We start from the raw sequence: 25,739 nt of genomic DNA, 5'->3' as shown, positions 1-25,739 counted from the left end.
TGCGCGATGGCCGGCCGCGGATCGGTCACCCAGGTGACTGATTCGCGTGACCACGTCCGGGCACGTAGCGGACGTGCGATGGAAGAAAACCACAGGAAACGATTTTCTTCGCAGGCTCTGGGCGCTTCACCTTTCGTGCTCGTTGCCCGTTGCACGATGGCCATCCCCCATCTGCGGAAGCATCGATGCCGGAAGGCCCTTCCATCGTCATCCTGCGCGAACAGGCGGCCGCCTTCGCCGGGCGCACCATCCGCCGCGCCTCCGGCAACGCGAAGATCGACCTGCAGCGCCTGCCCGGTCGCCGGGTGCTGGCCTTGCGCAGCTTCGGCAAGCAGTTCCTCGTCGAGCTGTCCGGCGAGCTGAACGTGCGCGTCCACCTGCTGATGTTCGGCAGCTACCGCATCGACGAAGCACGGGACATCGCGCCGCGACTCGGCCTGGGTTTCGACGAGGGCGAGCTGAACTTCTACAACTGTTCGGTGCGTCTGCTGGAAGGTCGGCTCGACGAGCTGTACGACTGGCGTGGCGACGTGATGTCGGAACAATGGGATCCGAAACTGGCCAGGGCGAAGCTGCGCGCCATGCCGCACACCCTGGTGTGCGACGCCCTGCTCGACCAGACCGTGTTCGCCGGCGTCGGCAACATCATCAAGAACGAGGTGCTGTTCCGCATCCGCGTCCATCCGCTTTCCACCATCGGCGCGCTGTCGCCGTACAAGCTGGCCCAGCTGGTGGAGCAGGCCCGCGTCTACGCGTTCGAATTCCTGGCATGGAAAAAGGCTTTCGTGCTGGCCAGGCACTGGCTGGTGCACAACCGCGGGCGTTGCCCGCGCCACGACATTCCGCTGCAGCGCGGGTACCTGGGCAAGACCCATCGTCGCAGTTTCTTCTGCCCGCGCTGCCAGAAGCTGTACACGGACGACTGACCGGTGGCCGCATCCGGTTCGCACAAGGTGGTCCTTGTCGCCCTGGGCGGCAACCTGATGATCGCGATCGCCAAGTTCGTGGCCGCCGGGATCACCGGCAGCTCGGCGATGCTCAGCGAAGGCGTGCATTCACTGGTCGACACGGTCAACGAATTGCTGCTCCTCTACGGCTTGCGCCGCGCGGCGCGGCCACCGGATCGCACCCACCCGTTCGGCTATGGCAGGGAGCTGTATTTCTGGAGTTTCATCGTGGCCCTGCTGGTGCTGGCGATGGGCGCCGGCGTGTCGTTCTACGAGGGCGTGATGCACGTCCGCCAACCCGAACCGGTCGCACGGCCGCTGATGAATTACCTGGTGCTGGCGGTGTCGTTCGTGTTCGAAGGCAGCTCGTGGTGGGTGGCGCTGCGCGAGTTCCGCGCGCGCAAGGGCAGGCTGGGCTACTTCGAGGCGTTTCGTCTCAGCAAGGACCCCACCACGTTCACCGTCCTGCTGGAAGACAGCGCGGCCTTGCTGGGCCTGCTGGTGGCGCTGGCCGGGCTGGTCAGCGCGCAACTGCTCGATCAGCCCGCGCTGGACGGCGTCGCCTCGATCGGCATCGCCGCCGTGCTGTCGCTGTCGGCGATGCTGCTGGCCCGCGAGACCAAGGGACTGCTTATCGGCGAACCCGCCCATCCGGTGGTGGGCGAGGCGATTCTCGCCATCGCGGCGGGCGACGCCGGGGTGCGTTGCGCCAACGGCGTTCTCACCGTGCAGATGGGACCGAGCCAGGTGGTCGCCACGCTGAGCGCCGAGTTCGAGGACGCCCTGACCACGCCGCAGATCGAAGCCTGCATCAACCGCATCGAGAAGCAGGCCAAGCAGGCCCACCCCGAAATCGTCTCGCTGTTCATCAAGCCGCAGACCGCCGAGACCTGGCGCGCGCGGCGCCACATGATCGAGGCCGAAGGCCGGCACCGGGCCCCGTGAAGCAGCGGCGAAGTTCGTCCCGCTCTCGCCGGGCGCCACGCGTCGCCTGACCGTGCGTGCCAGGCTCCCGCGGCGCGTGCTGCACGTCGACCTGGAAGCCGGCAGCCTGTGGTGGTGAGCCGGGACACGCGACGGCGCACGGCCGCGCGATTCCCAGGCAACGCGCTCCGCTGGAGCCGCGAACCGGCCGGGCTCTGCGCGTCTAGCGTTCGCCCTGCTTCTTGGCCGGGCGCCCCCGCGGGATGCGGCGCGAGGCATCCGCATCCGCCGCAGCGGGCAGGTGCTTCTGCCATTCGAGCGGCTCGGGAACCGGCGGATGATGGCCGTCCAGCACCGGCGGAACCGATGAGGACGGAGGGCTGCGGGTGGGCTCGGCTTTCATGTCGATGCTCTGCGTGGCAAGGCTGCGAAGTTGCAAGACCTGGAAAGTTGCAGGACCTGGAAAGTTGCCGGGCCGGGAAACCCGGGGCCAGGCAACCGTCGACGCGCCACCCCGAAGAAAATGGCGCCGGCCCGACGGGATCACGCGCGGGTGGGTGGTTGCGGCGGATCGGCCGGTGGATCGGGCGGCGGCACTTCGGGCTCGGCCGGGGCCTGCGGCGAGGGTTCGCCGGGATCGGGATAGGTCGGCGGCGGCGGATCGGGTGGCCGGTACTCGGGATCGCCTGCGGATGCGCTGGCGGCCACGGCCACGGCGGGACAGTATGGATGCATGATCGGCTCTCGTGCGAGGTGCTGCCGATCCTCGCCCCTTGCGCGCCCAGCCCGCGTGATATTCGTGCAATGCCTTCGTGAGTGCCGTCGCCCGGGCCGGCCTCACGGCTGGATCGAAACCCGGGCATCAGCGCTGAGGACCCATCGGTGACCCCGCTGAACAAACGTCTGCGGCGCGAACGGGTGATCGACGATCGCCGTTGCACGCTGAGCATCGATCCCGCCGGTCTGAAACTGGTGGAGAAGGGCCACCGCAGGGACATGACGCTCGGCTGGAGGGAACTGCTCAACGGGGATGCCGCGCTCGCGGCGGCGTTGAAGGCGTCGCTGTCGTAGCAGCGGCTCCGTCCGCGCCCGCGCTTGCCGCGAATTTCATGGCGGGGAAGACATGCTCGCGCGACACCTTCGAACGGCCGCTCCATGAACCTGCTTGGCTGGACCGCATCCATCGGATTCCTCCTGCTGCTGATGTCGCTGGCGTCGGGCTGGATCAGGCATCTGCCGGTGACCACCTTCAGCCTCTATCTCGCTGCCGGCGTCGTGGCCGGCCCCTGGTGCCTGAAGCTGCTGGACATCGAACTCACCGCGCACGCACATGGCATCGCCCGGCTGACCGAGATCGCGCTGGTGGTGTCGTTGTTCATGACCGGGCTGAAGCTGCGCCTGGACTTTTCCGATCCGTCCTGGCGCACCGCCGCGCGACTGGCCCTGCCCGCGATGGTGCTGACCGTGGCAGGCGCTGGCGTGGTGGCGCACTGGCTGTTCGCGCTGTCGTGGCCGCTGGCCATGCTGATTGGCGCCATCCTCGCGCCCACCGATCCGGTGCTGGCCAGCATGGTCGCGGTGGACGACGCCAGCGATCGCGATCGCCTGCGCCTCGCGCTGTCCGGAGAGGCCGGCCTGAACGACGGCACCGCCCTGCCTTTCGTGGTGCTGGCCCTGCTGTTGCTGGGCGACCATGGCTCGGCCACCGCGCTGGGAAGATGGCTGGGCCTGGACTTCGCCTGGCCGCTGGTCGGCGGCCTGGGCATCGGTTTCGCACTGGGCTGGATGATCGGCTGGATCGGCGTGCGCATGAAGACCGCCAGCGCGGATGTCACGCCGAACGATTTTCTGGCGCTGGCCCTGATGGCGCTGTCGTATGCCGCGGCCACGGCGCTGTCGGCCTCCGGTTTCCTGGCCGCGTTCGCCGCCGGGCTCGGCCTGCGCCACGTGGAGCTGCACGTGGTCAGGCGCCACCCGAACCCGGACCTCGACCAGGACGACCAGCGCGGCACGGCAACCCATCCGCCAGCCGAAGTGCTCATCGATCCCCGCCGCCGCAATCCGGAACAGGCGCGCAAGCCGGTCGCGTCGATGGGCATGGTGGTCTCGGATGCGCTCTCCTTCGGCGACGCGCTTGAGCGGCTGATCGCTGCCGCGCTGGTCTTCCTGCTCGGCGCCGCGTTCGCCAACCACTGGCACCCCGCCGCCACGCTGCTGGCGCTGCTGCTGTTTGCCGTGGTGCGACCGCTGGCGATCTGGCTGGCGACGATCGGCTCGCAGATCCCCCGCTCGCGACGCCTGCTGCTCGGGTGGTTCGGCATCCGCGGCATCGGCAGCCTGAACTACCTGGCCTACGCCGCCACGCATGGCCTGGGCTCCGCAGCGACATCGGTGGTGGCGGAATTCGTGATCACCACGGTGGTGCTGAGCATCGTCCTGCATGGCATCACCACGCCGCCACTGATGGCGTGGCGACAGGCCGGCCTGCATCGGCGCAGCGCCTCGAGGTCCGTGAACACCGCGCGCAAGCCCTGAGTGCGGGCCCTCATTCACCTTCCTGCGACGCTGCCGATGCGATCTTCATGCGAGCTTGACAACAGGGGCCAGCTCGATGCTTGCCAACCGGGTTCTTCTGGTCGAAGACGACGCCGACACTCGCGAACTGACGGCGCTGTTGCTGGATCACGCCGGCTACGAGGTGATCGTGGCTGCCGATCTCGCCTCCGGCATCGCGATATCGCGGCAGCAGCCGGACATCAGCGTGCTGATGGCGGACATGTACCTGGGCCGCGGCCAGACCGGAACCTCGCTCATCCGCACCCTGCGTGACGACGGCCTGCGCATGCCCATCGTGCTCACGTCGGCCAACAGCGAGGCGTTCGCCGAGGCGCGCGAGCTGAACGTGACATTCCTGCCCAAGCCCTACGGCCGACAGACCCTGCTGTCGGTGGTGGCCAAGGCCAGCGCCGGCGAACTCTGAGGCAGCCGCCGAGCGTCGTCATCCTCATTGCACGCAGGCATCACGCGCGCTTCCCGTGGCGCGCGGTTTCATCAGCGCTCCCCGGCCACAGAGAACAACCATCATGTCGATGCGACCCTTGATGCGAGCGGCGGCTGGCCTGCTGCTGTCCGGCCTTGCCTTCGCCGCCTGTGCACAGTCCGGCCACGACAGGGCCCCGCTGGTGGCCAACGCCGCCGACAGCAAGTTCGTGGCAAGCGCGGCCAGCGATGGCCTGGCCGAAGTGGGGATGGGGCAGCTGGCGCTGGAAAAGTCCTCCGAGGCCCGGGTGAAACGGCTGGCCCGACGTATCGTGGACGACCACACCAGGGCCAATGAGCGGCTGCGGGCGCTGGCGCAGGCCAGGCAGGTCAGCCTGCCCGCGGCGCCCGGCGAAGAAGCACAAGAGTCGGCCAGCACCATGAAGGCGCTCGACGCAAGGAAGTTCGACAAGGCCTGGGCCGCGGCGATGGTCAGGGATCATCAGAAAGCCATCGCGCTGTTCACCACGGAAGCCGGGCGGACGGAGGACCCGGAGGTGCGCGCGTTTGCCCAGGCCACCCTGCCCACGCTGAAGACGCACCTGGAGCTGGCGCGTCAGTTGCAGGACCAGCTGGACATGTCCGCCAGCCGGGACGAAGCGATGAGCCATCACGCCACCATGGACGCCAGCTTCGACCACACTCGTCCCGCCGGTGCCGCCACGGCGGCCACACCTGCGCCGGCCGGTTCGATGTCGACCGGCGCCAATGGGAGCCACTGAATGAACACCACCGAAAAGCAGCGCTGCGCGCATCCCGCCTGTACCTGCGCGATTCCCGCCGGTGACGCCTATTGCAGCGAGCACTGCCGCAAGCGGGTGGAATCACCCACTTCCGACCAGGCCTCGGGCTGCCACTGCGGCCATGCCGATTGCCGGGGCGGCCAGGCGACGCCGTCGGCTCAGCGCGAGCCGAAGTAGTCGGCGCTGCGATACCAGTCCAGCACCTGGGCAGGCACCAGCGCGGACAGATCCATGCCGAGCGCCGCACAGGTGTCCAGCGCATCGCGCAACGCCGCGGCGCCGCGGCTGCTTGCCGCCATGGCCGGCGCGTTGAAGTAGGCGTACTCCAGCGCATCGAGCATCCGCGCGGACCAGCCGAACAGTGCTTCGGCGCGTTCGTCCAGGCGTGTCCGCAGCCACGTGCCCAGCGGTGCGTGCAAGGTGTAGCCCTGCTCGTCGCGCAGCCGGTGCGCCAGCGCCTCGGCTTCGGGCGCGATGCCGCGAAACCATTCGGTATGCCCCGCCGCGGCCTGGCGCACCACCAGCGGCGCCGGCGCCCGCTGTGCGGCGAACGTGGTGATGAACAGGCGCTCGACCTGGCGGGCCTCGCGCAGGCGTTCGGTGTCGATCAGCAGGCCGCGATCCAGATCGAAGAACTCGAAGAAGCGCCGGTGCAGGGTGCGGAAGCGCTCCAGCGGATCGCGCGAGTAGCCGACCTTGAGAATGTCCTCGTGGCGGCACGGCAGCAGGTAGACGAAGGTGCGTCCGCGGCTGACATGACGGGTGGGGGGCGCTTCGTCTTCCAGGGGAGGTCCTGTTCGCGTTCATCGGAGCGTGACAACGCCCGCCCCAGTCTCGATCGTTGTCACCCGGGCTGCAAGGCAACGCCGTGACGGCTCCGCTGCGCGGCGGCGTTGCTCAGGTGGCATCCGAGGGTGAATGACCCGTGTTGGCGTGACCCGTATAGGCGGACATGTCGGCGTCCCGGCCCGCTTTCACGGGCGGGTCTTTCGGCCGGTCCGGTGGCGTGAGCTCCTGACCGGTGTCGCCTTCCTTCCGCTGCCGATCCGTGAGCTGAGCGTTTCCGCTGCGGGTATCCCTGCTGTTGTCGGTGTCCGCAGCGCCGGCCTGCGGAAGGTTCGTGTTGCCCATCGTGTTTCTCCATGCATCTCATGGCCAGGGTCCGAAGTATTCCGCGATGGCCGTCGCCGGAGCGTGCATGCCGGGGGTGCATCCCGGCCGGATGGACCGACGCTTCGTCGGCACGCACAGAAGTCTCCACGCGGGCCCGCGGCGGCGCTCAACCCGCCTTGCGGGTCGCGGCACGCTTCTTGGCGGCCGCCTTCTTTGCGGTGGACTTCTTCCCTGCCGTCGACTTGTCCGCCGGCTTGTCCGTGCCCTTGCCGCGGGCGGCTTTGCCGGCGGATTTCGCGGCGGTCTTCCTGGCGGGCGTGCGCTTGTTGCTGGCCAGGCTCTTCTGCAGCAGCGACATGAAGTCGACCACGTTGGTGGTGGCGTTCTCCGGCATGTCGGCTTCGTCTTCCGATTCGGTGGTCACCACGCCCTTCGACTTCATCCGCTGCTCGATCACCTTGCGCAGGCGGTCGCGGAATTCGTCGCGGTACTCGGCCGGGTTCCACTCGTCGCTCATCGATTCGATCAGCTGTTCGGCCATCTGGATCTCCTTGGGCGAGATCCGGTATTCCGACGCGGCACCTTCGGGAATCCTGTAATCCTCCGCGTCGACCAGTTCCTGCGGATAGCGCAGCAGCATCAGCACCAGCGCGTTGCCGCGCGGCATCACCGCGGAAAGGTATTCGCGGGTGCGGATGACCACCCGCGCGATGCCGATGCGACCGGTGCGCTTGAGCACTTCACGCAGCAGCACGTAGCCCTTCTCCGCCTTTTTTCCCGGCACCAGGAAGTACGGCTTCTCGAAGTATTCCGGGCCGATCGAACCGGCCTCGACGAAGGCCTTCACGTCGACCACCTCGCGTCCGTCGGCCGCGGCGGACTTGATGTCCTCCGGCTCCAGCACGACGTAGCTGCCCTTGGCGTATTCGAAGGCCTTGACGATCTCCTTCCACGGCACCTCCTCGCCGGTTTCGGCATTGACGCGCTCGTAGCGCACCGGCGTGTTGCTGCGGCTGTCCAGCATGCGGAAATGCAGGTCGACGCTGCGTTCGCCGGACATCAGCGACACGGGGACGTTGAGCAGGCCGAATGAAAGGGTTCCGGTCCAGATGGGACGTGCCATGCGGGCGCTCTCCGGCAAGGGTTGGTCGGACCAGAACGCCGGCGCGTCGCGTTCTCACGCCGACGGCGGCACGCTCTGGCATTGTGCGCGGACTATCGCGGGGCCGGCGTGGACACGCTGTCAAATGCGCCCTGACCCTTGCTTCACCTGTGGCGTACGCGGCGACCGCTAGCGTGGCTTGCATCCCCACGCAACGGAGTACCGGACCATGGCAGCAACCAGGCGCACCGCCAAGACGGCCAGGGCGACGCTCGAGCGCCAGCGCGCGATCCAGGCCGCGACCGATCGCGACGACCAGCGCAAGAAGGCGTCCAGAAGTCCGGCGTCGAACAAGGCGGCCGCGAAAAAACCGGCAGCCGCAACGAAGAAGCCGGCAAACCCGCTGCCCCGGCAGCACCAGAAGAAGCCCGGCAGCGAACGGGATCTCGACCCGCGCCCCCAGTTCATGGCGCCCAACTACGCCGGCTCGGGCAAGCTGGCCGGGATGTCCGCCCTGATCACCGGCGGCGACTCCGGCATCGGCCGCGCGGTCGCCGTGCTGTTCGCCCGCGAAGGCGCCGACGTGGCCATCGTCTACCTCAGCGAGCATGCCGACGCCGAGGAAACCCGCGACTACGTCGAGGGCGAAGGCCAGCGTTGCCTGCTGATTCCGGGCGACGTCAGGGACCCGGCGTTCTGCCGCAAGGCGGTGGCGAAGACGGTGAAAGCGTTCGGCAAGCTGTCCGTGCTGGTCAACAACGCCGCCTTCCAAGAACACGCCGATTCGATCGAGGAGATCACCGACGCCCATTTCGACGAGACCCTGCGCACCAATCTGTACGGCTATTTCCAGATGGCCAGGGCCGCCTCGCCGCACCTGGGCAGCGGCTGCTCGATCATCAACACCGGCTCGGAGACCGGGCTGTTCGGCAACGACAAGCTGCTCGACTATTCGATGACCAAGGGCGGCATCCATGCGTTCACCAGGGCGCTGGCCGCGAACATGGTGTCGCGCGGCATCCGGGTGAATGCGGTCGCGCCCGGGCCGGTGTGGACGCCGCTGAATCCCGCCGACCAGCCGGCCGAACGCGTGCGCGAGTTCGGCAAGTCCAGCGCGATGGGTCGCCCCGCGCAACCGGAGGAACTCGCCCCCGCCTACGTGTTCCTCGCCGCGCCCTCGTGCGCCAGCTACATCTCCGGCGCGGTGCTGCCGGTGATGGGCGGACCGACCAGCTGACCCGGAGCGATCATGGGCAACCTGCGGGATTACCAGCGCAAGCGTGATTTTTCGAAGACGCGCGAACCGGCCGACAACGCACCGGGCAAGGCCAGCGGCCGGGCCATCTTCGTGGTGCAACTGCATCACGCCAGCCGCCGCCATTTCGATTTCCGCCTGCAAGTCGGCGATACGCTGAAGAGCTGGGCAGTGCCCAAGGGACCCAGCTACGACCCCGAGGTGAAACGCCTCGCGGTGGAGGTGGAAGATCACCCGATTTCCTACGCGGGTTTCGAGGGCGACATTGAACACGGCTACGGCAAGGGCCACGTCGACCAGTTCGACCTGGGCGTGTGGACCACCGAGGGCGACGCCGAGGCGCAGTTGCTGAAGGGTCACCTGCGCTTCGAGCTGTTCGGCAAGCGGCTCAAGGGCGGCTGGCACCTGGTGCGCAGCGGGCGCAAGGAGCGCCAGCCCGCGTGGTTCCTGATCAAGGCGAAAGACGCGTTCGCCGGCGACGTGGAAGCGGACGACCTGCTCGACGCGAAGATGACCCGCAGCACCCGTGCCGCCGCGAAAACGCCGGCCACCCGGGCGGCCGCGAAGAAATCCACCGCGCGCAGGAAGGCCGTGCCGAAAGGGAAGAAGGTGCCGCGACTGCGCCTGGCCAGGGCCGCCGCCGCGCTGGACGGCGCGCGCCCGGCCACCTCGGGCACGGAGTTCTTCAAGCCCGAGCTGGCGCGCCTGCGCGAGTTTCCGCCCGAGGGCGAGCAATGGCTGCACGAGGTGAAGTGGGACGGCTACCGCATCCTTGCCGCGATCGCCGATGGCGAGGTGAAGCTGTGGTCGCGCAATGCGCTGGCGTGGAACGATCGCCTGCCCGACATCGTGCAGGCGCTGGAATCACTGGGCCTGCAATCCGCCCGGCTCGACGGCGAACTGATCGCGCTCGATCCGCGCGGGCACAGCGACTTCAACGGCCTGCAGGCGACGCTGTCCGGCGAGGCGCAGTTGCCGCTGGTCTACATGCTGTTCGACCTGCCTCACCTCGAAGGCAGCAACCTGTCGCGGGTGCGCCTGGTGGAGCGCAAGCAGCTGCTGCAACAGCTGCTGGCCCACGCACCGAAACACCTGGCCTTCAGCAGCCATGCGATCGGCGACGGCGAAGGCGCGTTCCGGATGGCCACCGAACAGCAGCTGGAGGGAATCATTTCCAAGCGCGTCGATTCGGCTTACCGGCCCGGCCGCGGCGACGACTGGCTGAAGATCAAGCGGCTGGAAAGCGACGAGTTCGCGGTGGTCGGCTACACGCCGCCCAAGGGCAGCCGCAACGGTTTCGGGTCCCTGCTGCTGGCCAGGCCCGACCCGTCGGTGAAGGACGGCTGGGTGTACGCGGGCCGCGTGGGCACCGGCTTCAGCGACGAACAGCTGCGGCAACTGGGCAAGACGCTTGCCGACAAGGGCCGCAGGAAACCCACCGTGAAACTTGCCGCGATCGATCCGTTGCTGCGCGACGCGCACTGGGTCGAGCCGAAGGCCGTGGCCGAGGTGTATTACCGCGGCATCGGCAACAAGAACCTGTTGCGCCAACCGAGCCTGAAGACCATGCGTACCGACAAGACTGCCGCCGACCTCATCGACTCCGACCGCGCGCCCGCCGCGAAGGCGTCCGCTCGTCGCAAGCGCGCCACGGCCGCCGACATCACCATCACCCATCCCGATCGCGTGGTGTATCCCGGGGACGGCATCACCAAGCAGGAAGTGGCCGACTACTACGCCAGCGTGATGACCTGGTTCCTGCCCGGGGTGGTGAATCGTCCCACCTCGGTGATCCGTTGCCCGGAAGGCACCGAGAAGGCCTGCTTCTTCCAGAAGCACATGATCCGGGGACTGAAGCACGTGGGCAGCGCGAAGCTGAAGGAAGAGTCCGGCGCCCAGGCCACCTACATCTATCCGCGCGATGCCGATTCGGTGATCGAACTGGTGCAGTTCGGCGCGCTGGAGTTCCACCCCTGGGGCGCGACCATCGCGCAGCCGGACCAGGCCGACCGCGTAGTGTTCGATCTCGACCCCGGCGAGGACGTGGCCTGGGATCGCGTGGCGGCCGCCGCGCGGCTGGTGCACAAGCTGCTGGCGCAACTGGGGCTGGCGTCGTTTCTGCGCACCACCGGCGGCAAGGGCCTGCACGTGGTGGTGCCGCTCAACCCCGGTTGTCCGTGGCCGCAGGCAAAGGGCTTCGCCCAGGCCTTCGCCAGCTCGCTGGCGCAGGCCCATCCGCTGGAGTTCATCGCCACCGCCAGCAAGGCGCGGCGGGGCGGCCTGATCTACATCGACTACCTGCGCAACAGCCGCGGCGCCACCAGCGTGGCCTCGTACTCGCTGCGCGCGCGAACCGGCGCGCCGGTGGCGATGCCGCTGCGCTGGAACGAACTGGGCAAGCTGAAGAGCGGCCACGACTTCGACATCCATTCCGCGCCGAAGCGGCTGGCGCGCCTGCGCAGCGATCCGTGGGAAGGCATCGACGAGCTGCGGCAGAACCTCGACGAGGTGATGGACAAGCTCGGCTGAACACCGCCCTCGTCCATGGCCTTACACGGTGGCGCCCAGCGCGTCGATGATGGCGTCGGCGAAGGCCGGGATGTCGCCGGGCTTGCGACTGGTGATCAGCTGGCCATCGCGCACGACTTCGCTGTCCTGCCAGTGCGCGCCGGCATTTTCCAGATCCTTGCGCAGCGACGGCCATGAGGTGACCTGGCGGTTCCTGACCAGGCCGGCGTCGATCAGCGTCCACGGCCCATGGCAGATCGCCGCCACCGGCTTGCCCGCGTCGTCGAAAGCCTTGATCAGGGCGATGGCGGCCGGTTCCAGCCGCAGCTTGTCCGGGTTCATCACGCCGCCGGGCAGCACGATGGCGTCGTACGGCTCGGGCGTGGCGTCTTTCAGCGCCACGTCCACCGCCACCTGCTCGCCCCAGTCGCCCTTGCTCCAGCCCCTGATCTGGCTGGCGCCACCCGGCGCGATCACGTCGGTCTGCGCGCCGGCCTGTTCCAGCAGGCGCTTCGGCTCGGTCAGTTCGGACTGCTCGAAGCCGTCGGTGGCGAGGATGGCGATGCGGCGACCGGTGAGATTGAAAGACATGACGTGCTCCATGATCGAAAGCCGCAGCATGTTCGACGCACCGTACAACCGACGTCGCCTTGCCGTGAGCAACGCGTGACCGGTGCGGGCGCCGGTGCGTTGACAACCCATGCACCGGTGGCCTGCGATGGTGCTTCCGCGTTTCGGCGACCATGCCGCGGAAACGCCGCATCCCCCCACTTGCACGGGCACAACGACATGTCGATCTCACTGCCGACGGGGCTCCGCTCGTGATCGCGCTGGCGACATCCGTCGAGCACGTGCCCACGGGCCGCCTGGCGAGGCTGGCCCGGCGAACCGGGGCGTCGCGATGAACCGCCGGCGAGTGGCCCTGCGCGTGTTGTTGCTGGGCCTGATCGCGGTGCTGGTCGCCGGGTTCTGCCTGGCCATCACCCACCAGGAGGCGCGTCCGGACGACCGTTCGCCGGCGAGCGCCAGCCCGCAACCCTGAGCCGCCAACAGCGCAGCTAACCGGCGCGCAGGAAGCGCAGCACCCGCTGCTCCAGCTGGCGCGGATGCGCCGCGACGGCCGGCGTGATCGCCCGCTGCAGGCTGCCGTCCAGCCAGCCTTCCAGCACGCGCGGATGGATGTAGGAACCGCGGCACACGGCCGGCGTGTTGCCCAGGATCGCCGCGACTTCGGCGACCGCTTTCGCCAGTGCGCTGCGCCGCGCCTGCTCGCCACCCTTGCGCGGCAGCGGCGTGCCGGCGAGGATGCGCGCCGCGTGCACGGTGCCGCCCCAGGTGCGGAAGTCCTTGGCGCTGAATCCATGCTCCCGGCCATCGCTGCAGGCTGCATGCAGGTAGTCGTTGACCATGCCCGAATCCACCGGCTGGCGCCGGCCATCGTCATCGATGTACTGGAACAGCCGCTGCCCAGGCAGTTGCTGCACGCGGCGCACGATCCGCACCAGTCGCCGGTCGCCCAGTTCCACCTCGCGCTCCTGCCCGCTCTTGCCCCGGAAGGCGAAGCGCAGCCGCCCGCGCTGCGCGCGCACGTGGCGCGTGCGCAAGGTGGTGAGTCCGTAACTGCGGTTGTCGCGGGTATAGCAGTCGTTGCCGATGCGGATCAGGGTCTCGTCGAGCAGCCGCACCAGCAGGGCCAGCAGGGCCAGCAGCTTGTCGCGAGGCAGCCCGTCCAGGGCCAGATCCCGCCGCACGCGCCGGCGCAACCCGGGCAGCGCCTTGCCGAAGGCGGTGACCCGGTCGAACTTGCCCAGGTCGCGGTACTCGCGCCAGCGCGGGTGGTAGCGGTACTGCTTGCGCCCGCGGGCGTCGTAGCCGGTGGCCTGCAGATGGCCGCGCGGATGGCTGCAGATCCACACGCGGGTATACGCCGGCGGTATCGCCAGCGCGCGGATGCGCGCCAGCTCGTCGCGATCGGTTACCGCCCGGCCATCCGCGTCGTGGTAACTGAAACCCTTGCCCCGCCGGCGCCGGCTCAGCCCCGGCTGCGCATCGCTGACATGGAGCAGACCCATCGCACGCGTTTCGATTCGCGGGTCGGGAGCGTTCGCATGCGCAGGATCCTTGGCCATTCGCGCCGAGTATGCGCAGGCCGGGTCAACGACAGGTGAGCCTGCCGCACAAAAGGAAAAGCCCATGCGGTGCATGGGCTTTCCGGCTTGCCGCAGGTTGGCGCGGATCAGAACGGAATTTCGTCATCCGCAAAGCCGCTGTCGGCCGGAGCCGGCGCCTGCCGCGACTGGTTGCCGTAGTTGTCGCCGCCGCGCGACTGCGACTGGCCGCCACCGTAATTGCCGCCGCCCTGGCGCTGGCCGCCGCCGCTCTGCGGACGCTCGCGCTGGTAGCCACCACCGCCGCCACCGCCACTGCCACCTTCATTGCTGCCCAGCATCTGCATCTCGCTGGCGATGATGTCGGTGAAGTATTTCTCGACGCCGTCCTTGCCGGTGAACTTGTCGGTGCGGATCGAGCCTTCGATGTAGACCTGGCGCCCCTTCTTCAGGTACTCGGCGGCAATCTCGCCGAGGCGGCCGAAGATCTTGATCCGGTGCCACTCGGTGCGTTCCTGCTTCTCGCCGGACTGCTTGTCGGTCCAGGACTCGGAGGTGGCCAGGCTGAAGCTGCAGATGCTGGTGCCGCTGCCGGTGCTGCGCAGTTCCGGGTCCGAGCCCAGGTTGCCGACCAGAATGACCTTGTTGATGCCACGTGCCATGGATGTGTCCTCGGTTGAGCCGGCCGCAAATTTCTCGATGGGTTGCGGCCGGAGTGATGAAACTGGCTGGATATCATACCTGCGACCGGGCCCAGATCCAGAGCGGTGGAACCTGAACGGATCGTCGGCCGCATGCCTCGCTGGCGGTCGGCCCAGGCTCGCGCAGCAGTCATTGCCGGGCAGCCGCATCTCCGGCACCCGGCGTGGGCCTGTTCATGGTTCGGCTTCCGGCGGCGATGGCAGCGGCAGGCTGATGCGGATGATGGTGCCGATGCCATCGCCGGGCAGCGCCTCCACACTGCCGCCGTGCGCACCGATCATGCCGCGGCAGATGGCCAGGCCAAGCCCGGTGCCCTGCGGCGCACGGTCACCGCGCGACACCGAATAGAACATGTCGAAGATGCGCGCGCGTTCGTCCTCGGGAATGCCGGGCCCACGATCGGCCACGTCGATCAGCAGGCTGCCATCGGCGCAGCGGGTCGTCACCCGTACCACCTCGCCCGCGGGCGAGAAACGCGCGGCATTCTCCAAGATATTGAACAAGGCCTGTTCGATCAGCGCCGCGTGGACATGCAGCAGCACCGGCCCGGCGGGCATCAGGATTTCCACGTGGAGATCGGGAAACAGCTTGCGCAGACGCGTCACCGCGGCGGCGACGATTTCCGCGCTGTCGGTCCAGTCGCGGTTGAGCTTCAGCGTGCCGTGGCCGAGGCGGGTCATGTCGAGCAGGTTCTGGATGTAGCTGTCCAGCCGCTGCCCTTCGGCAAGGATCGCGTCCAGCAAGGCGCGTCGATCCTCCGCCGGCAACTTCTGCTCGTAGCTGATCAGGGTTCCGGCGGCACCGATCATCGAGGCCAGCGGCGAGCGCAGATCATGCGAGACGGACGACAGCAGCGCACTGCGCAGGCGCTCGGTTTCGCCCTGCACGCGGGCGCCTTCCAGCTCGTCGGAGAGCCGCGCGCGCTCGAGCGCCTGGCCGATGTCCTGCGCCATCGCCAGCGCCAGGCTGCGGCGTTCCGGATCGGGTTCGCCGCCCGCCGGGGCGAAGCGCAACCCGGCCACGCCCAGCGGCCGTGCCTCGCTGCCCAGCGGCAGCATCCAGCATGGTGCGCCGTTGAGCGTGTCGGTGTAGCGGCCGGCCTGTTCGCCGTGACGGTCGCTCCAGTCCGCCGCGGCCAGGTCCTGCGGGCTGAGCTCGCCCTGCGGCGGCGCGCTGGCGACCACTCGCAGCACCTGCCCGGCATCGCGGGCCAGGATCACCGCCTCACCCTGCAGCGCATGCGCCAGCGCCTTGCAGCCCGCTTCGCGGATGCCGCTGGCGTCGGTGCTGCTGGTCAGCTGCTGGCCCAGCGTCAGCAGCGCACGCGCGTGCGCATGCGCCGCGCGCAGCGATTCCACCTGGCTGGCCAGTCGCGTCGCCAGCCGGCTGCACAGCAGCGCGGCGACCAGGAACAGCGTCACCGCCAGCACGTCGTCGACATTGGCGATCGCCAGCGTGTAGCGCGGCGCCGCGAAAAAGAAGTTGTAGCCGAGAAAGCACAGCATGGCCGCATAGACGGCCACGGCCATGCGCGTGCGCACCGCCACCGCCAGCACGGCGGTAAGGAAGATCAGCGACAGGTTGGCCACCGCCAGATAGCGGTCGGCCACGAACGCCAGCCCGAACGCGACCAGCGTGGCGAGCGTGGCGTACAGGTACTCGCCGCGCGAACCGCGTTCGCGCGGCAGCCGCAGCCGCCGGCGCGCCTTCGCCCGCTCGACCGGGGTGGCGATGATGGTCAGTTCCATGTGGGCGCCGCGGCGCAGCAGCCGCTGGGTGAGCGAGATGCCCAGCATGCGCGCCAGCGGTCGCTCGCGGGTGCGGCCCAGGATGATCTGGCCCACGCCCTCCCGGTCGGCGTGTGCCAGCAGCTCGTCGGCGATCGCATGGCCGCGCAGGATGATCGCCTCGCCGCCGAGCCGCCGCGCCAGCCGCATCGCGGCATCCAGCCGTTCGCGCCGGGCCGGCTCCAGCCGCGCGCCGGTGTCGACCCAGGCCACGCTCCACGGCGCGCCCCGCCGCTCGGCGATGCGGCGAGCCACGCGCACCAGATAGTCGCTCTGGCCGTGGCCGTCGATCGCCGCCAGCACGCGCCGGCGCACGGTCATCGCGCTGCCGCGCGCCAGCATGTGCTCGCGCAGGTCGCTGTCGACGTGGCCGGCGATGGTCTCCAGCGCCAGCTCGCGCAGGGCGGCCAGGTTGGTCGGCGAGAAGAACGCGTTCAGTGCCGCCGCCGCGGTCTCGGGCACGTAGACCTTGCCCTGCTTCAGGCGGCCGATCAGCTCGCGCGGCGGCAGGTCGACCAGCACGATGTCGCGCGCGCGGTCGAGGAACGCATCGGGCACCGTCTCGCGCACGGTGATGCCGGTGATCCGTCGCACCTGGTCGTTGAGGCTTTCCAGGTGCTGCACGTTCAGCGCGGTATACACCTCGATGCCGGCATCGAGCAGCTCGGCGATGTCCTGCCAGCGGCGCTCGTGCCGGGCACCGGGCAAATTGCGGTGCGCCAGTTCGTCCACCAGCAGCACCGCCGGCCGGCGCGCCAGCGCGGCATCCAGGTCGAAATCGGTGAAGTCGCGATCGTTGTACTTCAGCGCGCGGCGCGGCAGCACCTCCATGCCCTCCATCAGCGCGGCGGTCTCGGCGCGACCGTGGGTCTCGACCAGGCCGACCACCACGTCCACGCCCTGGCGCTTCAGCTCGCGCGCGGCCGACAGCATCGCGTAGGTCTTGCCCACGCCGGGCGCAGCGCCCAGGAAGATCTTCAGCCGGTGCTGACGTTCTTCCTGCGCGGTGCTGAGCAGCGCATCGGCGCGGGCTTCACGGGACGGTTCGGTCATCGGGGTTTCCCGCCTGCAGCATCGGCGCCGGCAGCCACGTCCACACCCGGGAACAGTCCGGCGATCATGGCGCCCCCGCGTCCAGCGCCAGATTGAGCTTGAGCACGTCGACCCGCGGCTCGCCCAGCAGGCCCAGTTGGCGCCCCTGCGTGCAGCGCTGCACCAGCGACCGCACCCGGGCCACATCCATGTGCCGCAGCCGGGCCACGCGGGCCAACTGGTACTGCGCGGCGGCGGGGCTGATCTGCGGATCGAGGCCGCTGCCCGAGGCGGTCACCAGGTCCACCGGCACCGGCGCGGCGTTGCCCGGATCGGCCGCCCGCAGCGCGGCGATGCGCTGCTTCACAGCGTCGGCCAGCGCCGGGTTGGTCGGTCCCTGGTTGGAAGCGGACGATGCGCTGGCGTTGTACGGGTTCGGCGCGGTGGCCGACGGCCGGCCCCAGAAATACTTCGGGTCGGTGAATGACTGGCCGATCAGCGCTGAGCCCACCGGCTTGCCGTCGCGCTCGACCAGGCTGCCGTTGGCCTGGTGCGGAAAGATCAACTGTGCCAGCCCGGTGGCGGCCAGTGGATACAGCACGCCGGTGATCACCGTCATCAGCAACAGCAGGACGAAGGATTGACGCAACAGTTTGCTCATGGGTAGTCACCGCTCTTATCGAAAGTGCGGCCATGGATGGCCGCTCGTGGCACGTCGCGATCATGGATAGATCGCACTAGAAAGTTCCCTGCAGCATCACGAAGCCCCGCGAACCGCCGACATTGCGCGTGTCACCCGCGTCGAGGAAGCTGGAAGTGCGGCGGTAGAAATCCGCGTTGGTGGCATGGGTGAGGCCCGCACTCAACGACCAGTGCGTGGCGACCTGATATTTCAGCGTGGCGCCGAAATCGCTGTAGCCGGGGTCGCGCGCACCGTTGGCCAGCGGCGTGGCCAGGGTGGTGGTGCAGTGGGTATGCCCGGCATGCAGTGCCAGGCTCCATGCATCGTTCAACGGAAACGTGGCGTCCAGCTGCAGATAGCCGGTGCCCTTCGAATCGCCGCGATAGCCCTGCTGCGTGTCCACGCCGAAATAATCGGTGAGCGAATGGCTGTACTTCAGCGTGAACTGCTTCCAGGTCAACGCGCCGTTGGCCTCGACGGTGTCGAGCGAGCGCGATGGCAGGCCAGCCTGGTCGAGGTTGGCGCCCGGATACACATAGCCGTACAGGCCCGCGCGCCACGACCAGTCGCTGTTGATGGACTGGCCGTAGCTGGCATACAGGTCCAGCTCCATCGCGCCGCCGGGGTAGCTGCGCTCGCTGATGCTGGAAGCCCAGAAGCCGGCCGCGAAGCCGTCAGGACTGGCGTAGTCGGCGCCGCCCTGGACCGCCGGCCGGCCCCAGCTCTGGGTGAGGCCGCGGAACATGTAGTCGCTGGTCAGCGCGACATTGCCGCTGACCGGGCTGGCCGGCGCGCCGTCGGCGTGCACCGCGGCGAGGCCGGCGAGGGAGAACAGGGCTGCGGCTGCAGCGAGGGAACGCACTTTCATGGGGAAAACTCCGGCGTCGAACCCGAGGCGGGCGACGCGCAAGGTGGCCAGGGGAAACGGCATCAGATGCCGGCGTAACCGCCGAGGACATAGTCGTCGTCGGCTGCACTCGCGCCAGCACAAGCCGCGCGCCGCAGCTGCACGACCTGCGCCGGGTGCGCGGCCGTCGGCAGCGTGATCACCACGTCGCAGCCGGCATCGTCGGCGGACAGGCGCAGCTCCACGTCGGGATGGCTGGCGTCGGGAAGGGAGACGGATACTTTCAGGGTCTGCATGACTTCGCATTCCGGCAGGGGTTTCGCGCGGCCGGCGCCCGCCGGCCGCACGATCAATCGACCCGGACCAACGGGTCAGGCCACGTGCAGCAGCACCAGCAGCAGGTCGATCAGCTTGATGCCCGCGAACGGCACCACCACGCCGCCGAGCCCGTAGACGAGCAGGTTGCGGCGCAGCAGCGCGCCGGCGCCGAGCGCGCGGTACTTCACGCCCTTCAGTGCCAGCGGGATCAGGAAGATGATGATCAGCGCATTGAAGATCACCGCGGACAGGATCGCGCTCTGCGGCGTGGCCAGGTGCATCACGTTGAGCGTGTTCAACGCCGGATACGTGGTGGCGAACGCGGCCGGGATGATCGCGAAGTACTTGGCGATGTCGTTGGAGATCGAGAACGTGGTCAGCGCGCCGCGGGTGATCAGCATCTGCTTGCCGATCTCCACCACCTCGATCAGCTTGGTCGGGTTGGAGTCGAGGTCGACCATGTTGCCGGCCTCCTTCGCCGCCTGGGTGCCGGTGTTCATCGCCACCGCCACGTCGGCCTGGGCCAGTGCCGGCGCATCGTTGGTACCGTCGCCGCACATCGCCACCAACCGGTTCTCGGCCTGGATGTCGCGGATCAGCTTGAGCTTGGCTTCCGGCGTGGCCTCGGCGAGGAAGTCGTCGACGCCGGCCTCGGCCGCGATGGCCGCTGCGGTGAGCGGGTTGTCGCCGGTGATCATGATGGTCTTGATGCCCATCTTGCGCATCTCGGCGAAGCGCTCCTTGATGTCCGACTTGACGATGTCCTTCAGCTCGATCACGCCCAGTGCGCGGTCGCCTTCGGTGACGATCAGCGGGGTGGCACCACGGCGCGCGATGTCCTCGGCGATGCGCTTGACCAGCGGCGGCAGGTGGCTGTTCTGCCCTTCGAGATATTTTTCCACCGCGTCCAGTGCACCCTTGCGGATGCGCCGGTCGCCGAAGTCGATGCCGCTCATGCGTGTCTGCGCGGTGAACGGCACGAACTGCGCCTCGTCCTCGGCAAGCTGCCTTTCCTGCAGGCCGTACCTGTCCTTCGCCAGCACGATCACGCTGCGGCCTTCGGGCGTCTCGTCGGCCAGCGAGGCCAGCTGCGCGGCCCCGGCCAGCACGTTTTCGGCTATGCCCGGCGCCGCATGGAACGCCACCGCCTGGCGATTGCCCAGGGTGATCGTGCCGGTCTTGTCCAGCAGCAGCACGTCGACGTCGCCGGCCGCTTCCACCGCGCGGCCGGAGGTGGCGATCACGTTGGCGCGGATCATCCGGTCCATCCCGGCGATGCCGATCGCCGACAGCAGCGCGCCGATGGTGGTGGGGATCAGGCACACCAGCAGCGCGATCAGCACGGTGAGCGTGATCGGGTTGCCCGCGCCGGCCGCCTGCACGCTGTAGATCGAATACGGCAGCAGCGTGGCGCAGGCGAGCAGGAAGATCAGGGTGAACTTGGCCAGCAGGATGGTCAGCGCGATCTCGTTCGGCGTCTTGCGTCGCTTGGAGCCTTCCACCATCGCGATCATGCGGTCGAGGAAGCTCTCGCCCGGATTGCTGGTGATGCGCACCACCAGCCAGTCGGACAGCACCTGGGTGCCACCGGTGACCGCGCTGCGGTCGCCGCCGGATTCGCGGATCACCGGCGCGGACTCACCGGTGATCGCGCTCTCGTTGACGCTGGCCGCACCGACCACCACCTCGCCGTCGCCGGGAATCTGCTCGCCCGCCTCGACCAGCACGTGGTGGCCGGTGCGCAGCTCGCTGGAAGGCACGAAGGTGATCGCGGCATCGCGATCGGGCGACGCCAGCTTCTTCGCGATCACGTCCTTGCGCGAACTGCGCAGCGCATCGGCCTGCGCCTTGCCGCGGCCTTCGGCCAGCGCCTCGGCGAAGTTCGCGAACAGCAGGGTGAACCACAGCCACAGGCTGACCCAGAAGATGAAGCCGGTGGGCGCCTCGCCGTGACCGGCGAGCGCCTGCAGCCACAGCGCCGTGGTCAGCACGCTGCACACGAACACCACGAACATCACCGGGTTGCGGAACTGCATCCGCGGCGACAGCTTGCGGAACGAATCGGCCATGGCCGTGAGAATCAGCACGCGGTTGAAGCCGCTTGCCGTTTGGGTTTGGGAAGTCATTGGATCAGTGCCCCATGGCGGACATGAGTTGCTCGGCGATCGGCCCCAGGGCCAGCGCCGGCAGGAAGGTGAGTGCGCCGACCACGATCACCACGCAGGCCAGCAGCGTGACGAACAGCGGCGTGTGCGTGGGCAGCGTGCCGGCCGATTCGGGCACGTGCCGCTTGGCCGCGAGCCCACCGGCCATCGCCAGCATCGCCACGATCAGCGGGAAGCGCGCCAGGAACATGCATGCGCCCAGCAGCACGTTCCAGAACGGCGTGTTGGCCGAGAGCCCGCCGAACGCACTGCCGTTGTTGTTCGACGCCGAGCTGACCGCGTACAGCATCTCGCTGAAGCCGTGCGCACCGGGGTTGGCGACGCCCGCCACGCCGGCCGGCACCATCACCGCGATCGCCGTGCCGATCACCACCAGGGCGCACGGCAGCAGCACCGCGAGGCTGGCCATCTTCATCTCGTAGGCCTCGATCTTCTTGCCCAGGTATTCCGGCGTGCGGCCCACCATCAGGCCGGCGATGAACACCGCCACCACGGCGAAGGCGAGCATGCCGTACAGGCCCGAACCGACGCCGCCGAAGATCACCTCGCCCAGTTGCATCAACCACATCGGCACCAGCCCGCCCAGCGGCGTGAACGAGTCGTGCATCGCGTTCACCGAACCGTTCGAGGCGGCGGTGGTGGCGGTCGCCCACAACGTGGAGTCGGCGATGCCGAAGCGGGTTTCCTTGCCTTCCATGTTGCCGCCGGCCTGCAGCGCCGAGGCGTGCTGGTCGACACCGAGATGGGCAAGCAGCGGGTTGCCCGCCTGCTCGGCGGCGGTACAGGCCAGCAGCAGCGGGATGAAGATCACCAGCATCACCGCCAGCAGCGACCAGCCCTGGCGACGATCGCCGACCATCTGGCCGAAGGTGTAGCAGAGCGCGGAGGGGATCAGCAGGATCGACAGCAGCTCGAGGAAGTTGCTCAGCGGCGTGGGGTTCTCGAACGGGTGCGCCGAGTTCACGTTGAAAAAGCCGCCACCGTTGGTGCCCAGCTGCTTGATCGCGATCTGCGAGGCCGCCGGCCCCATCGGCAGGGTCTGCGAGGTGACCACCGCCTGCGTGGTCACCTCGTGACCGGCTGCGTCCTTCGCGGTCGTTGAGTAACTGCTCGCCTGCACCACCGGCACGTCGACGTACGGCTTGAAGTTCTGCACCACACCCTGCGACACCAGCAGCAGCGACAGCAGCAGCGACAGCGGCAACAGCAGGTACAGCGTGCTGCGCGTGAGATCGACCCAGAAGTTGCCGATGCCGGTCGCGCTGCGCCGGGCAAAGCCGCGCACCAGCGCCACCAGCACGGCAATGCCGGTCGCCGCAGAGAGGAAGTTCTGCACCGCCAGACCCAGCATCTGGGTCAGGTAGCTCATCGTCGACTCGCCACCGTAGCCTTGCCAGTTGGTGTTGCTGGCGAAGCTGATCGCGGTGTTCATCGACGAATCGGCCGACACCGCCCCGAAATGCTGCGGGTTGAGCGGCAGCCAGCCCTGCAGGCGCTGCAGGGCATACACCGCCAGCAGGCCGAGCAGGTTGAACAGCAGCACCGCCAGTGCATAGCGTTTCCAGCCCATGTCCTCGTCGGGCGCGATGCCGCACAGGCGATAGATGGCGCGTTCCACGCGGCCGCCGAAACGGGTGACGCGATTGGGCGCATCGGCAAAGACGTGCGCCATGTAGCTGCCGAGTGGTTTCACCAGCAGCAAGAGCACGACCAGATAGAGGCCGAGCTGGAGGTAGTCGTTGGTGGTCATTCGAACCACTCCGGCTTGAGCAGGGCTACGCACAGGTAGCCGGCCAGCGCCAGCGCGATCAGCGCGGCGAGCACGTAAAGGACATTCATGGGCGGCAACTCACGCAGGCATGACGGAAGGGGGAAAGGCAGGCGGGCATCACTTGCGCGGGCCCAGCCGATCGCAGATCAGCGCAAAGCCCAGCGTGGCGGCGCACAGCACCAGCAGGAACAGCAGATAGACGGCATCCATCGACGTCGACTCCTCGGGAGAACGACGCGCACTTTAGGAATGGCCGTATAAGAAAGGGGTAGCAATCCGGCCGCCGGCCGTATAGATCGCGTAAATTTTTTTGCAGGTCCCGCGACGGGGATCAGGCGATCGAATGCAGGCCTGCCTCCGCCACCGCCGGCAGGCGCTCGACCCGATAGCCGGCCGCGTCCCACGCCTCCAGCCCGCCCAGCAGCGGACGCACCCGGCGGTAGCCCTGGCCGATCAGCACCTTGGCCACGCGGGCGGCGGAGACCTCGTTGGGGCAATTGCAGTAGACCACCAGCTCGTGATCGAACGGGATGTCGTTCACGCTGCGGTCGATGCCATGCTCGTCCAGCAGCAGGGCGCCGGGCAGCACCCGGGTATCGAGCAGGCGCGAGCCCGGTGCCCGCACGTCCAGCACCACCGGCGCCCGGGCGGACTGCATCGCCTGATGCAGTTCGTCCACCGAGATGCGCGCCATGCGCAGCGTGCGCAGCAACTGCCGGCGCTGCCACCAGCGCGCCAGCACGTACAGCGCCAGCAGCACCAGCATCGCCTCCAGCGCCAGCGTGCCGGCGTTGGCGATGGCGGCCAGCAGGTCGTCGATCTGGGTCGCGAACGCGTAGCCCAGGCTGATCGCCACCGCGGCCCACAGCAGCGAGCCGATGCCGTCGAACAGCAGGAACCTGGACAGCGGCAGCCCCATCGCACCGGTCAGCGGCGGCGCCACCGTGGCCAGTCCCGGAACGAACTTGGCGATCAGCAGGATCTGCCCGCGCCAGCGCTGGAAGTGCAGTTCGGAGCGTTCCACGCAGGAATCGGGCGACAGCGAAATGCGGCACAGCAGCCGCATCACGCCACCGCCGTAGCGCCTCCCCGCGGCAAACCACACCGCGTCGCTGAGCAGCGCGGCGGCCACCGCGACCGACAACACCGCGGCCACGCCCATCTGCCCGCCGGCCACCAGCGCACCGGCCACCACCAGGGTCGGCACCGCCGGCAGCGGCGCGCCCAGCTGGGTCACCAGCACATTGAGGAACACCAGCAGCACGCCGTATTGCGCCATCAGCGCGATGATTTCATGAGCCATCGGAGCGCCACCCCATGCAGCGAAGTCGCCGTGGCCACATGATTGGGCCGCCGATCCGCCATTGCAAACCCGGTGCAGGCCGAACGCCGGCGGTGCCGGGACAAGCGCTACGCGGGTTGGGCTTCGCCTGCGGCCTGGCGGCCCATCCGGCGCGCGCCGGCAATCACCAGCGGCAGCCACAGCACGGTGAACGCCGCGGCGCAGACGAACACACCATCCGGCCCGAGCCGGCCCAGCGCCATGCCGCCCAAGGTGCCGCCCACGAACGCGCCGATGAACTGGCTGGTCGAATACGCACCCATCGCGGCGCCGCGCAAATGCTCCGGCGCCAGCCGCGAGACCAGGCTGGGCAGCGCGGCCTCCAGCAGGTTGAACGCGGAGAAGAACACCGCGGCGGCCACGCCGAAGGCGGCCAGGTGGCTGCCCGAAAACGCAAAACCCAGCAGGGCCAGCCCGATCGCCACCACGCAGACCATCACGATGCGCAGGCTCTGCGCCACCTCGCGCATGTGATGCAGGCTTGCGCCCATCACGAACGCCGCCACCGTCATCACCGGCAGGTACAGCTCCCAGTGCCGGCTCACCGGCAGGTGCAAGGTGTTCGCCAGCAGCAACGGCAAGCCCACGAAGCTGGCGGTGAGCAGCGCATGCAGGAAGAACACCGAGCCGTTCAGCACCAGCATGCGGCCATCGCGCAGCATCGCCAGCACGGCGCCGAAGCCGGCCGCGGCGGGTGCCCGCGCACGTTCCGGCGTGGGCACGATCAGCCACAGCAGGATCAACGACAGCAGGGCCAGGATCGAGGTGGCGCCGAACAGGCCGGGCAACCCGGCGACCGCCTCCAGCGGCGGCCCCAGGATCAGCGCCAGCAGGAAGGCCAGTCCGATCGACACGCCGATGATGCCCATCGCCTTGCCGCGGTTCTCCTCGGCGGTGAGGTCGGCCACCAGCGCGATGCCGGCGCCCGCTACCGCACCCATGCCCTGCACCGCGCGACCGATCACGATGCCGGTCAGCGTGTGCGACATCGCCGCGATCAATCCGCCGATGGCGAACAGGATCAGGCCCAGGGTAATCGCCGGCTTGCGTCCGATCCGGTCGGACAGCAGCCCCAGCGGGATCTGCAGCAGCACCTGGCCGATGCCGTAGACGCCCAGCGCCAGCCCGATCATGAAGCCGGTGGAACCGGGCATCGCCTTCGCGTACAGCGAGAACACCGGCATGATCAGGAACAGACCGAACAGGCGCAGGCTGATCACGCAGGCCAGGGTCAGCGCGCTGCGCAGTTCGGAATGCGAGAGTTTGCTCACCGGAAACCGGACATCGAAAAAGTCATGGCCGGCATTATAAGCGGAGGGCCTGTCGCCCGTTTGCGGCGACATGTCGCGGCGCA

Annotated in this window: 27 protein-coding genes; 10 read left to right on the top strand and 17 right to left on the bottom strand. The window is 68.6% G+C overall.

Annotation, left to right across the window (positions count from 1 at the left end; translation table 11 throughout):
- The first annotated feature begins 185 nt into the window (after positions 1 to 185).
- Both UU7_RS18370 and UU7_RS18365 read left to right on the top strand, forming a co-directional pair.
- The gene (locus UU7_RS18370; protein WP_007807747.1) at positions 186 to 926 is read left to right on the top strand and encodes a DNA-formamidopyrimidine glycosylase family protein; all 741 of its coding nucleotides are present in this window, start codon (positions 186 to 188) and stop codon (positions 924 to 926) included.
- Positions 927 to 929: 3 nt separating this feature from the next.
- Complete coding sequence (locus UU7_RS18365) at positions 930 to 1,892, top strand: cation diffusion facilitator family transporter (protein ID WP_007807745.1); 963 nt, start codon at positions 930 to 932, stop codon at positions 1,890 to 1,892.
- 202 nt (positions 1,893 to 2,094) lie between these two features.
- On the opposite strand, the gene UU7_RS09565 is transcribed toward UU7_RS18365, so the two are convergent.
- Positions 2,095 to 2,274, bottom strand: a complete 180-nt coding sequence (locus UU7_RS09565) for a hypothetical protein (RefSeq protein ID WP_157582113.1) — start codon at positions 2,272 to 2,274, stop codon at positions 2,095 to 2,097.
- A gap of 140 nt (positions 2,275 to 2,414) precedes the next feature.
- Positions 2,415 to 2,606 (bottom strand): hypothetical protein, encoded by a 192-nt coding sequence (locus tag UU7_RS18360; RefSeq protein ID WP_007807742.1) that lies wholly within the window; start codon positions 2,604 to 2,606, stop codon positions 2,415 to 2,417.
- 147 nt (positions 2,607 to 2,753) lie between these two features.
- Here UU7_RS18360 and UU7_RS09560 point away from each other — a divergent pair, with 147 nt between their 5' ends.
- The 5 genes from UU7_RS09560 to UU7_RS09540 all read left to right on the top strand — a co-directional run bounded on the left by UU7_RS09560 (position 2,754) and on the right by UU7_RS09540 (position 5,830).
- Positions 2,754 to 2,942 (top strand): hypothetical protein, encoded by a 189-nt coding sequence (locus UU7_RS09560; protein WP_007807740.1) that lies wholly within the window; start codon positions 2,754 to 2,756, stop codon positions 2,940 to 2,942.
- A gap of 84 nt (positions 2,943 to 3,026) precedes the next feature.
- A complete protein-coding gene (locus tag UU7_RS09555; protein ID WP_007807739.1) occupies positions 3,027 to 4,406 on the top strand; it encodes a cation:proton antiporter in 1,380 nt (459 codons plus the stop codon).
- Between the two features lie 76 nt (positions 4,407 to 4,482).
- Entirely contained in the window at positions 4,483 to 4,851 is a 369-nt protein-coding gene (locus UU7_RS09550; RefSeq protein ID WP_007807737.1) for a response regulator, read from the top strand.
- A 103-nt stretch (positions 4,852 to 4,954) separates the two neighbouring features.
- Positions 4,955 to 5,632 (top strand): DUF4142 domain-containing protein, encoded by a 678-nt coding sequence (locus UU7_RS17415; protein WP_007807735.1) that lies wholly within the window; start codon positions 4,955 to 4,957, stop codon positions 5,630 to 5,632.
- Complete coding sequence (locus UU7_RS09540; protein WP_007807733.1) at positions 5,633 to 5,830, top strand: hypothetical protein; 198 nt, start codon at positions 5,633 to 5,635, stop codon at positions 5,828 to 5,830.
- On the opposite strand, the gene UU7_RS18985 is transcribed toward UU7_RS09540, so the two are convergent.
- The 3 genes from UU7_RS18985 to ku form a co-directional block, all read right to left on the bottom strand.
- Positions 5,812 to 6,357: a GIY-YIG nuclease family protein gene (locus UU7_RS18985; protein WP_338000498.1), complete on the bottom strand. Its 546-nt coding sequence runs from the start codon at positions 6,355 to 6,357 to the stop codon at positions 5,812 to 5,814. The genes UU7_RS09540 and UU7_RS18985 overlap by 19 nt on opposite strands.
- A 193-nt stretch (positions 6,358 to 6,550) precedes the next feature.
- Positions 6,551 to 6,784: a hypothetical protein gene (locus UU7_RS09530; RefSeq protein ID WP_007807727.1), complete on the bottom strand. Its 234-nt coding sequence runs from the start codon at positions 6,782 to 6,784 to the stop codon at positions 6,551 to 6,553.
- Between the two features lie 148 nt (positions 6,785 to 6,932).
- Positions 6,933 to 7,889: a non-homologous end joining protein Ku gene (gene ku / locus UU7_RS09525; protein WP_007807725.1), complete on the bottom strand. Its 957-nt coding sequence runs from the start codon at positions 7,887 to 7,889 to the stop codon at positions 6,933 to 6,935.
- A 208-nt stretch (positions 7,890 to 8,097) separates the two neighbouring features.
- Between ku and UU7_RS09520 the strand changes: the two genes are divergently transcribed.
- Positions 8,098 to 9,105, top strand: a complete 1,008-nt coding sequence (locus UU7_RS09520) for an SDR family oxidoreductase (protein ID WP_007807722.1) — start codon at positions 8,098 to 8,100, stop codon at positions 9,103 to 9,105.
- 12 nt (positions 9,106 to 9,117) lie between these two features.
- The gene (gene ligD / locus UU7_RS09515) at positions 9,118 to 11,652 is read left to right on the top strand and encodes a DNA ligase D (RefSeq protein ID WP_007807721.1); all 2,535 of its coding nucleotides are present in this window, start codon (positions 9,118 to 9,120) and stop codon (positions 11,650 to 11,652) included.
- A 21-nt stretch (positions 11,653 to 11,673) separates the two neighbouring features.
- On the opposite strand, the gene UU7_RS09510 is transcribed toward ligD, so the two are convergent.
- Complete coding sequence (locus UU7_RS09510) at positions 11,674 to 12,222, bottom strand: type 1 glutamine amidotransferase domain-containing protein (RefSeq protein ID WP_007807718.1); 549 nt, start codon at positions 12,220 to 12,222, stop codon at positions 11,674 to 11,676.
- A gap of 310 nt (positions 12,223 to 12,532) precedes the next feature.
- Here UU7_RS09510 and UU7_RS18350 point away from each other — a divergent pair, with 310 nt between their 5' ends.
- Positions 12,533 to 12,673 carry a hypothetical protein gene (locus UU7_RS18350; protein WP_157582111.1) on the top strand — a complete coding sequence of 47 codons (141 nt, stop codon included), beginning with the start codon at positions 12,533 to 12,535 and terminating at the stop codon, positions 12,671 to 12,673.
- Between the two features lie 16 nt (positions 12,674 to 12,689).
- On the opposite strand, the gene UU7_RS09505 is transcribed toward UU7_RS18350, so the two are convergent.
- The 11 genes from UU7_RS09505 to UU7_RS09460 all read right to left on the bottom strand — a co-directional run bounded on the left by UU7_RS09505 (position 12,690) and on the right by UU7_RS09460 (position 25,656).
- Complete coding sequence (locus UU7_RS09505) at positions 12,690 to 13,760, bottom strand: DNA topoisomerase IB (protein WP_007807717.1); 1,071 nt, start codon at positions 13,758 to 13,760, stop codon at positions 12,690 to 12,692.
- Positions 13,761 to 13,867: 107 nt separating this feature from the next.
- Positions 13,868 to 14,401: a single-stranded DNA-binding protein gene (gene ssb / locus UU7_RS09500; protein WP_007807715.1), complete on the bottom strand. Its 534-nt coding sequence runs from the start codon at positions 14,399 to 14,401 to the stop codon at positions 13,868 to 13,870.
- Between the two features lie 213 nt (positions 14,402 to 14,614).
- Positions 14,615 to 17,281, bottom strand: a complete 2,667-nt coding sequence (locus UU7_RS09495; protein WP_007807713.1) for a sensor histidine kinase — start codon at positions 17,279 to 17,281, stop codon at positions 14,615 to 14,617.
- A gap of 64 nt (positions 17,282 to 17,345) precedes the next feature.
- Positions 17,346 to 17,921 carry a potassium-transporting ATPase subunit KdpC gene (kdpC, locus tag UU7_RS09490; protein ID WP_007807711.1) on the bottom strand — a complete coding sequence of 192 codons (576 nt, stop codon included), beginning with the start codon at positions 17,919 to 17,921 and terminating at the stop codon, positions 17,346 to 17,348.
- A gap of 76 nt (positions 17,922 to 17,997) precedes the next feature.
- Complete coding sequence (locus UU7_RS09485; RefSeq protein WP_007807708.1) at positions 17,998 to 18,810, bottom strand: TorF family putative porin; 813 nt, start codon at positions 18,808 to 18,810, stop codon at positions 17,998 to 18,000.
- Positions 18,811 to 18,872: 62 nt separating this feature from the next.
- On the bottom strand, positions 18,873 to 19,085 hold the full coding sequence (locus tag UU7_RS09480) for a hypothetical protein (protein ID WP_007807706.1): 213 nt from the start codon (positions 19,083 to 19,085) through the stop codon (positions 18,873 to 18,875).
- A 75-nt stretch (positions 19,086 to 19,160) separates the two neighbouring features.
- Positions 19,161 to 21,233 (bottom strand): potassium-transporting ATPase subunit KdpB, encoded by a 2,073-nt coding sequence (gene kdpB, locus UU7_RS09475; RefSeq protein ID WP_007807704.1) that lies wholly within the window; start codon positions 21,231 to 21,233, stop codon positions 19,161 to 19,163.
- 4 nt (positions 21,234 to 21,237) lie between these two features.
- Positions 21,238 to 23,022, bottom strand: coding sequence for a potassium-transporting ATPase subunit KdpA (gene kdpA / locus UU7_RS09470; RefSeq protein ID WP_007807703.1), 1,785 nt, complete (start codon positions 23,020 to 23,022; stop codon positions 21,238 to 21,240).
- Positions 23,019 to 23,111 carry a K(+)-transporting ATPase subunit F gene (kdpF, locus tag UU7_RS17675; RefSeq protein ID WP_083845966.1) on the bottom strand — a complete coding sequence of 31 codons (93 nt, stop codon included), beginning with the start codon at positions 23,109 to 23,111 and terminating at the stop codon, positions 23,019 to 23,021. Before kdpF ends, kdpA begins: the two co-directional genes overlap by 4 nt.
- Positions 23,112 to 23,374: 263 nt before the next feature.
- A complete protein-coding gene (locus UU7_RS09465) occupies positions 23,375 to 24,346 on the bottom strand; it encodes a DedA family protein/thiosulfate sulfurtransferase GlpE (RefSeq protein ID WP_007807701.1) in 972 nt (323 codons plus the stop codon).
- A 107-nt stretch (positions 24,347 to 24,453) separates the two neighbouring features.
- Positions 24,454 to 25,656 carry an MFS transporter gene (locus UU7_RS09460; RefSeq protein ID WP_040673212.1) on the bottom strand — a complete coding sequence of 401 codons (1,203 nt, stop codon included), beginning with the start codon at positions 25,654 to 25,656 and terminating at the stop codon, positions 24,454 to 24,456.
- Between the last annotated feature and the right edge of the window lie 83 nt (positions 25,657 to 25,739).

It is taken from the genome of Rhodanobacter spathiphylli B39 (assembly GCF_000264295.1).
In the GTDB taxonomy this organism is placed as follows: Bacteria; Pseudomonadota; Gammaproteobacteria; order Xanthomonadales; family Rhodanobacteraceae; genus Rhodanobacter; species Rhodanobacter spathiphylli.
The sequence above is the reverse complement of the archived record's forward strand: the minus strand, read 5'-3'. Positions and strand labels throughout refer to the sequence as shown.